Genomic DNA, 7615 nt, shown 5'->3' on the forward strand with positions numbered 1-7615 from the left:
GGCATTGAAAGCGGTAGACACTAACGCGCGTAACTAAACAAGAAGCAAGAAGTAAGAAGTGACGCAATTATTCCGATACCCCGTGTATCGGCCGCGTTACAACTCTCCCTTTCAATGTAGATGTAATGCAACAAAAGCGCCAGCGCCGGGGAGTCAACTTGCGCCGTTGCAGGAGCGATCAGCAGCCGTTTCGTGGTTATCAATACCCGCTCGATTCAAGTGTCAACCATCGGACCGGGCGGGCAGGATTCGATTTGAGCTGTCGCGTGCATGATGTCGGCAAGTGAACTTCCGGCTAACAGGCGGGCGAGGGTTGACCCTAACGCGTCCAACCCGTCCGAAGGGATATAGGCAAGAGTGCCCATACCGCCCGCATGAAAACTGTACTTATGCACAGGAAGACACTCATGCACACCATTCGCAACACGTTGGTGGTGGTGGATTCACAGCAGTCAAAGGATCTGATCCTGAACAGAGCCAAGATGATTGCCAACGCCACCCAGTCGCACCTGCATCTACTGGCCTGCGACAAGGGGAAACACCACGGCTCCTACCTGAACGACATTCAAGGCAGCCTGGAACAGGAGGGTTATAGCGTCAGTGCCCAACAGGCCTGGCATGGCAGTTCACACAAGACCATCATCGCCGCCCAACAGGCGGAGGGCTGCGGCCTGGTGATCAAGCAGCACCTGCCAGACAATCCCCTGCTGAAGGGCCTTCTCACCCCCGAGGACTGGAAGCTGCTGCGATACTGCCCCAGCCCGGTGCTGATAGTAAAAACCGCCAGGCCCTGGACCGGAGGCAACATTCTCGCCGCCGTCGATGCCGGCAACAGTGACGTGGAGCACCGCGTCCTGCATTCCGGCATCGTCAGCCACGGCTACGACATTGCCAAACTGGCCGGCGGCACTCTACACATGATGAGCGCCCACCCCTACCCCCTGCTCTCGGCAGCCAACCCCGTCCTCCAACTCAAGGAGAGCATTCAGGATTGCTATCGCGACCTGTGCAAGACCTTCCAGGCAGAATTCCACATCACCGACGATCGCCTGCATATTGAGGAAGGCTCGGCCGATGTGCTGATCCCGTACATCGCCCACAAGCTCGAAGCTGCGCTCACGGTGATCGGTAGCGTGGCCCGTACCGGACTGTCCGGCGCATTGATCGGCAACACCGCCGAGATGATTCTGGACACCCTGGACAGCGACGTACTGGTGCTCAAACCGCACGACATCATCACCCACCTGGAAGAGCTGGCCGCCCCGGCGCCGAGTTCATCGGGCGACGCCGCACATTGCTCCTGGCCGTATCACCATCACAACCATCGACACCATACCTAGGAATAAATCAGCGAACACATCCTGTGGTCCTTCCAGTCAGCGCCAGGTAGAAAGAGCGGCCAGCCCGTCGTCAGGCTTCCTTGAGTGGAAGGAGATTGCCATGACCGCGATTCGGAACCTCCGCCGACATAAACCCAATGGGCAAAGGCGATCCTGATTGACTATGATTGGAGCCCATGACGCTCACTTTGCAGATCCGACAACCCTGTCCACCCGGCGCCTGCATCTGCGGGCGTGAACGGCTGCTGGAAGCACCCGCCGCCGATCTGCGCATCCTCAGCCTGACCCGCCAGGAGGAAAAACGCCTGCTCGACCGACTGGAAAATCTTCAGAGCCTGACCGACCTCGAACATCTGCAACGGCGAATGTACGAGCAGTTGGGTATCCGCCTGGAAATCGCCCCAAGCTTCAACGAAGTACGAACCATGCGCGGCATCCGTATTCACATCAGCGAACTGACCGGCCTGTGTCGCAAAACCCGCCAGTCGATCCCGGCCGCCATTCGCCGCGGTCTGGAGAAACGTCCGGACATTGTCTACAGCCTGCTCAACGCCCACGACCTGTTGCGCGATGCCTGAGGCGCCCCGGAAAACCAGCGTCTACGGAACCAGCGGCCATTGCGCCAATGACCGATAGCGGCCTTTATGCGACTCGAACAAGGTGAAGTGTCTGGCACTCAGGTGAAAGTCTGGTGGAGTACTGGATTCAGGGACAGGGGCTCGATAGTCGCGCATCAAGGTCAAGTGCGGGCGAAATTCTCTCGGGGCGTCGACAAATCCAAGCGGTAGCAACGCTTGTTGCAAGGCATAGGCCAGCTGGCGCAGTTCCAGTGGCTCCTGCGCTGGAACCAGTAGCAAAACGCCGGATCGGCGCCATACATCCAGACGGTCGAGCGCTACAGTCAACGGCTCGCCACAGGTTCGAACGCCTGCGGCGGCAGCGCAGATGCCCGGAATCTGCGTCACGGCGACCGGCCCCAGAAACATCAGGGTCAAATGAAAATTCTCCGCTGGCACCGGGCGTCCGCTACTGAGTCCAAGAGCGTTGCGCCATTGGGCGATGGCCCGGCGTTGCGCATCGGCGCAGGGCAAGGCAAAAAACAAACGCTTGAACGGTTCACTCTGCCCACGAGGCTCATAACTCATTGCTGCACCTCCAGTTGACGTCAGTGCGGCGAGCGCGTTGCCATGAATCCTCCAGGCACTTGTCGTTCAACCGCACCCTATTGCCAAGACCTGTTTCTCACCCCCCACCGGCTTTGTACCGCTGACAGGGAACTACTGGCTCCCCTCAGGCATCCTAAATATAGGGTACATCCTTTAGGCTTCACGCTTTCTGAGGACACCGTCATGCGCCGCACACTGCTCGTCTCTTCACTATTGCTCTGTCTGCCCTTTGGTTCGGTCATGGCCGACGTGGATGCGAAAGACGTTGCCACCTCCGCAGGGGTTTCTGCATCGCTGTACTCAACATTCAAGGACGACAAACTCGCGATTCCTGCTCGAGATGACGCTTCCAGCTTCATCGCCAGTGAAGGCACAATTCGCGGCGTCTATCTGGAGTCCGTGCTGAACCGGATTCGGCAGGAAAATCCAGGCCTCAACGCCAGCGACGAAGAGCTGGCCAAGGCGATCCTCATTCAATCCGAGCTGCCTGCCGGGCGCTAGAGGTCTACGCAGATAAGGAGTGGCTACGTATATCCGGGCTGATTTACTGAGTTGCTGTCCAGCAGCCTTGGTTCGGCAACCGACATTTCCTGCGTCACTTGAAATGCCTCTATCACTGCACTGCGCGCTGAAGGCGCCTGATAAAATTATCAGGAGCTTTCAGCCTTGTTCTCTCGGCATTGAGCAGGGAATCGCGCTCAATACTGACAGAGACCACCTATAGTCATCCGTCGCGCAAAATCTCTTTCTAGCACAATCGATTCCGCCATCTGACTCGCGTTGCATCCACTTAGGGCTCCCTATCTGAGCACGATGTATCGTTGCTTTGGCTCGTCCGCCCCCTTGGCACCAAGCTCACAGCAATGTATATACTTAGTATCTACATTCTAGTTGCACTATCCAAATTGAGTTTCTACAATGTATCTACATTGTGAGAGGTGCTTATGGAAGTCAAAATTCAGCAATGGGGCAACAGTGCAGCTATTCGCCTGCCAGCCACCGTACTCAAGCAGATGAGTCTGGTCAGCGGCGATGTGCTTATGCTCGACGTGTCTACTGAAGCGATAACGCTCAAACCGGTTAAAGCCAAGCCGCATTACCATCTGGCCGACCTGATGGCGCAATGCGATTTCGATGCACCGGAGCCGGCAGAGCTTGCCGACTGGAATGCAATGCAACCTGTAGGGCGTGAAGCGTGAAGCGTCCAAAACTCAATCGTGCCGACATTGTTCGCCTGAACTTGAACCCCACGGCTGGACGTGAGCAGCAAGGTGATTTTCGGCCAGCGCTGATCCTGACCCCTGCCGCCTACAACGCCTCCGGCCTTGCCGTCATTGCCCCCATCACGCAGGGTGGCGACTTTGCCCGGTATGCAGGCTTCGCAGTGCCTTTGAGCGGTTCAGGCACCGAGACGCAGGGCGTTGTCCTGTGCAACCAGATTCGCACCGTTGACCTGGAGGCCCGAGGCGCGAAGCGCGTTGAGTCGGTTCCCGAAGTAGTGATTGACGATGTTTTAGCTCGCGTTCAGGCATTATTCGAGTAACAGGGAAACCGGCATCAGTAAAAAATGAATGTAACGGGGAAAACACCGCTGCAACGCTATTGAGCGACTATCCAAAGCCTTCAGTCCCCTGCTGACGAACATCAATCCAGATGACTAAGGATCTGATGCGCCAGACGAACCCGCGACTCGTTGGGATAATTCTTGTTGGCCAGTATCACAATACCGAGCTGCTTCGCCGGAATGAAGGCGACGTAGGCTCCAAACCCGTTGGTTGAACCGGTCTTGTTGATCCAGACCGCCTGTTGCGCGGGCAGCGGCGGAACCAACTCGGTGACGGGTTGAGTCTCGTAGGCCATCTTGTCCGAGTTGCCTTCCAGTAACGACGCAAGCTTCACCGGGTAGCTGTACTGCTCCCAGATCAGGTCCTGAATCATCGGCCCGACTTTGAAGTAACCGATATGGGTATCGGCAATCGCGCGCTTGAGGGTGGCGTCTGTCTCGACGAGATTCAGGTTGGCCTCGACGAAGCGAATCAGGTCTTCGGTGCTGGTTTTCACCCCATAAGCTTCGGCGCCAAGCACCCCGGGGTTCAGCCTGACTGGCGCGTCCTGCTTGTTATAGCCCTGCGCATAGAGCGCCATCTTGCTCGCCGGCACATTCAGGTAGCTGCCGCGCATGCCGAGTGTCGGGAAGAGCCGGGTCTGCATCGCTGCCTCGAAGGGCAGGTTCATGCTCCTGGCCGCAATCATCCCCAGCAAGCCGATACTCGGGTTGGCGTAGGTCCGGTGGGTGCCAGGGGCGTATTGCGGCTGCCAGGCATTGAAGTAGTCCATCAGCTGCTGATTGTTCTGCACCGCGTCAGGGACCTGCAACGGAAAACCTCCCGCCGTGTGGGTGCCCAGGTTGATCAGCGTGACCTTGTCCAGCTGGCTGCCCTGCAGCTGCGGCAGGTACTTGCCGGGATGGTCGGTAAGCGAGAGTTGGTCGTTGGCCTGAGCATAAGTGGCCAGGGTGGCGGTGAACGTCTTGCTGATCGAGCCGATCTCGAACAAGGTTTCGCGGCTGACTTTCTGACCGGTTTCCCTGGAGGTCACCCCGTAATTGTAGAATTTCTGTTGGCCATTGGCGGTCACCGCGATGGCCAGGCCGGGAATCCCGTGCTGCTGCATCAGCGAGCGGGCGGCGTCCTGCACCAGCTTGTCGGTATCCGGTTGTTGCGGACTCGCGGCGGCGAAAGTGCCGGAAAAAACCGTGCAGGCAAGGAAGAGAAATGGTGCGCAGCGCTGTCCATTCGGGCGCATTTCGGCCGTCCTTTGAGGGTTCTTGTCGGGAGGCAAAAAATAACACGTAAATGTATTTTTTCAGAACCATCCCTATAACCGGATGTGCCTCTTTGTTGACCCAGTCGAACTTCAGTCCTCGACAGCTCCTGCGCAGGCAGACGAATGGCGACGATCAAAATGCCCCATGCAATGATGCGTGTGCCGACTACATCGCAGGACGTTGCAGTTTGACCCACTCCTGTACGGTAGGTCGCTGCCATTGGCGCTGCGCGTACTCCACCAGCGCGGGTGGCACGGAGTCACCATTGAGTATCAGTCGGTTGAGCATCAAGGCCAGATCCACATCGGCAATCGACCATTGGCCGAACAGGTACTCGGGGCTGCCGGCAAGCAGCGTTTGTGCGGCACCGACCAGCTTGCGCGCTGCCGACTCGGCAGCGGGCGACAAGGGATCTGATTTGAGGCCATAAAACACAACCAATGTGGATCGCTCCTGGCGAATTGGCAGCAGGTCACTGCGCAGCCATGCCTGTACTTGTCGTGCCTTCGCACGCTGCATCGGGTCGTGTGGGTAAACCGGCGACTGGGGGAAAACGTCTTCCAGGTACTCCGTGATCGCCGACGATTCAGACAGGGCGAAGTCGCCATGCACGAGTGTGGGCACCCGTTGGGTCAGCGAGAGGCTGGCATAATCCTCTGCCTGGTGTTCGGACGCTTCGAGGTCTAGCGGACTTATTTCAAACCCGATTGCCTTTTCGCGAAGTACCACGAAGGCCGACATGGCATAGGGGCTGGTGAATTGAGAGTCAACGTACAGGCACAGGCGCGAATTGTTCACGGGGTCATCTCCATATGCAGGAGGAGACACGCTACGAGATCCAAAGCGATAAATAAAATTCGCGATTTTTATGGGCGTATTCCTGACCGGAATACCGTGTTGCCGACTGCCCTCGCCTGCTTTTATATGAAGATCAATAGCGTCTTTCCCGGTAATCCGTGAAGAACCATAAAAAAGCCCCGTGGAATGGCGTAATGCTGTTCACTTAAGAAAATGGATGGCGGCTGGATGGCCGACCGGGTTTTTGATGGTGTACATATTCGTTTCTGCGGTCACGGCGACTTAGGGTTCCGCCCTTACGGCGGGTCACTTGGAAAAGCCCCAAGTAACCAAGGGCTTTTCCAAGTGACTCGCTGTAAAAGCGAAACCGCCAGTGGCCGTGACCGCAGCAACGGATATGTACACGATCAACAAAATACCGCCTCGCTTTTACTCTTGATGCATCGCCCCCTCACTACGCATGTGTGTGCCTGAAACCCCGAGCTTAAGTGAACAGCATTACGTGGAATGACGGAGCCTTTTATTACAGGTGGTTTTACATGAAGGTGTAGGTGTAGTTGAAGATCAGACGGGTTTGGTCGGTATTACGTACCGAGCCTGAATCGTCACCACGATAGACACCGTGACGCAGGGTCGCTCCGAAGTTTTTCAGAGGGCCATTCTGTACAACGTAGTCGACGCGCATGTCGCGTTCCCACTCCGAGTGATCGCTACCGTTGCCGACATCCTTAATATCATCGCCATGCAGGTACGCGACGCTGGCTTTCAAGCCGGGCACGCCAACGGGAGCGAAGTCATAGGTGTACTGGCCGAAGGTGGTATTTTCTCCGGCACGGACGAACGGGTTGATCATGCTGTCGGTGAACAGGTAGAAGCTGGAGCCGCCCTCGCCCTCATTGCGCCCACGGCTGTCAACGATGTTCCCGTTGTTTACCCACACAAAACCACCGTCGTCGTTCACGCGCTGATGGCCGAGCATCAGCGAGTGACCACCAAGGGTATAGGTGAACATGGCGCTCCAGGTCTTGTTGTCGACTTCGCCTGCATTTTTCGCGTAACCGCTGTTGTTGTTGAAACGGTAGCCTGCGTCCCCGTTCTTGCCATTGGAGCTGCTATCGAAGTAGCGAAGGTCAGTTTTGAAGCTTTGAGAGTCGCCAATCGGGAAGACGTGAACGAGGCCGAGGAACGTTTGTTTGTAAAAGTCTTCAAGCTGCGAATGGTATGCCTGTACGGTCAAATCCTTGGTGATTTTCCAGTCCGCGCCACCGTACTGAAAATTGTTGGAGTCTTGCGTAGCACCGGCTATTGAGAGCCCTGCCCAGTTGCTGGATGCACGACCGGCTGCCTGAGTGATCTTGCCGACGTTGACCGTCACGTTGTTAAATTCTTTCGAAGTCAGCATGCCGCCTTGAAAGGTTTGAGGCAGCACACGACCGTCATTGGCAACCAGGATCGGCAGGTTAGGTTGTAGCGCGCTGCCCACC

General features: G+C 56.8%; 9 protein-coding genes. 5 read left to right on the forward strand and 4 right to left on the reverse strand.

Translation table 11 applies throughout. From position 1 onward, the window contains the following. Window positions 1–407: 407 nt before the first annotated feature. Complete coding sequence (locus tag F8N85_RS25905; RefSeq protein WP_150806356.1) at window positions 408–1340, forward strand: universal stress protein; 933 nt, start codon at window positions 408–410, stop codon at window positions 1338–1340. A 176-nt stretch (window positions 1341–1516) separates the two neighbouring features. Beyond that, window positions 1517–1918, forward strand: a complete 402-nt coding sequence (locus tag F8N85_RS25910; protein ID WP_191636264.1) for a hypothetical protein — start codon at window positions 1517–1519, stop codon at window positions 1916–1918. A 21-nt stretch (window positions 1919–1939) separates the two neighbouring features. Here the strand turns inward: F8N85_RS25910 and thpR are convergent, their stop codons facing one another. Further along, a complete protein-coding gene (gene thpR, locus F8N85_RS25915; RefSeq protein WP_150806357.1) occupies window positions 1940–2485 on the reverse strand; it encodes an RNA 2',3'-cyclic phosphodiesterase in 546 nt (181 codons plus the stop codon). Window positions 2486–2689: 204 nt separating this feature from the next. On the opposite strand from thpR, the gene F8N85_RS25920 reads away from it, so the two are divergent. The 3 genes from F8N85_RS25920 (at window position 2690) to F8N85_RS25930 (ending at window position 4049) form a co-directional block, all read left to right on the forward strand. Further along, window positions 2690–3007, forward strand: coding sequence for a DUF2388 domain-containing protein (locus F8N85_RS25920; RefSeq protein WP_150806358.1), 318 nt, complete (start codon window positions 2690–2692; stop codon window positions 3005–3007). Window positions 3008–3450: 443 nt separating this feature from the next. Further along, a complete protein-coding gene (locus F8N85_RS25925; RefSeq protein WP_150806359.1) occupies window positions 3451–3705 on the forward strand; it encodes an AbrB/MazE/SpoVT family DNA-binding domain-containing protein in 255 nt (84 codons plus the stop codon). Then, complete coding sequence (locus F8N85_RS25930; RefSeq protein ID WP_150806360.1) at window positions 3702–4049, forward strand: type II toxin-antitoxin system ChpB family toxin; 348 nt, start codon at window positions 3702–3704, stop codon at window positions 4047–4049. The genes F8N85_RS25925 and F8N85_RS25930 overlap by 4 nt, the downstream gene beginning before the upstream one ends. A gap of 101 nt (window positions 4050–4150) precedes the next feature. Here the strand turns inward: F8N85_RS25930 and ampC are convergent, their stop codons facing one another. From ampC to F8N85_RS25950, 3 genes are all read right to left on the reverse strand, one after another. Further along, window positions 4151–5311 (reverse strand): class C beta-lactamase, encoded by a 1161-nt coding sequence (gene ampC / locus F8N85_RS25935; protein ID WP_150806361.1) that lies wholly within the window; start codon window positions 5309–5311, stop codon window positions 4151–4153. Window positions 5312–5498: 187 nt separating this feature from the next. Then, window positions 5499–6131 (reverse strand): glutathione transferase, encoded by a 633-nt coding sequence (gene yfcF / locus F8N85_RS25940; protein ID WP_150806362.1) that lies wholly within the window; start codon window positions 6129–6131, stop codon window positions 5499–5501. A gap of 535 nt (window positions 6132–6666) precedes the next feature. Further along, a partial coding sequence (locus F8N85_RS25950) for an OprD family outer membrane porin (protein ID WP_150806364.1) occupies window positions 6667–7615 on the reverse strand: 949 nt, incomplete at its 5' end.

The sequence above is a fragment of the Pseudomonas fluorescens genome (genome assembly GCF_902497875.1).
In the GTDB taxonomy this organism is placed as follows: domain Bacteria; phylum Pseudomonadota; class Gammaproteobacteria; order Pseudomonadales; family Pseudomonadaceae; genus Aquipseudomonas; species Aquipseudomonas fluorescens_BR.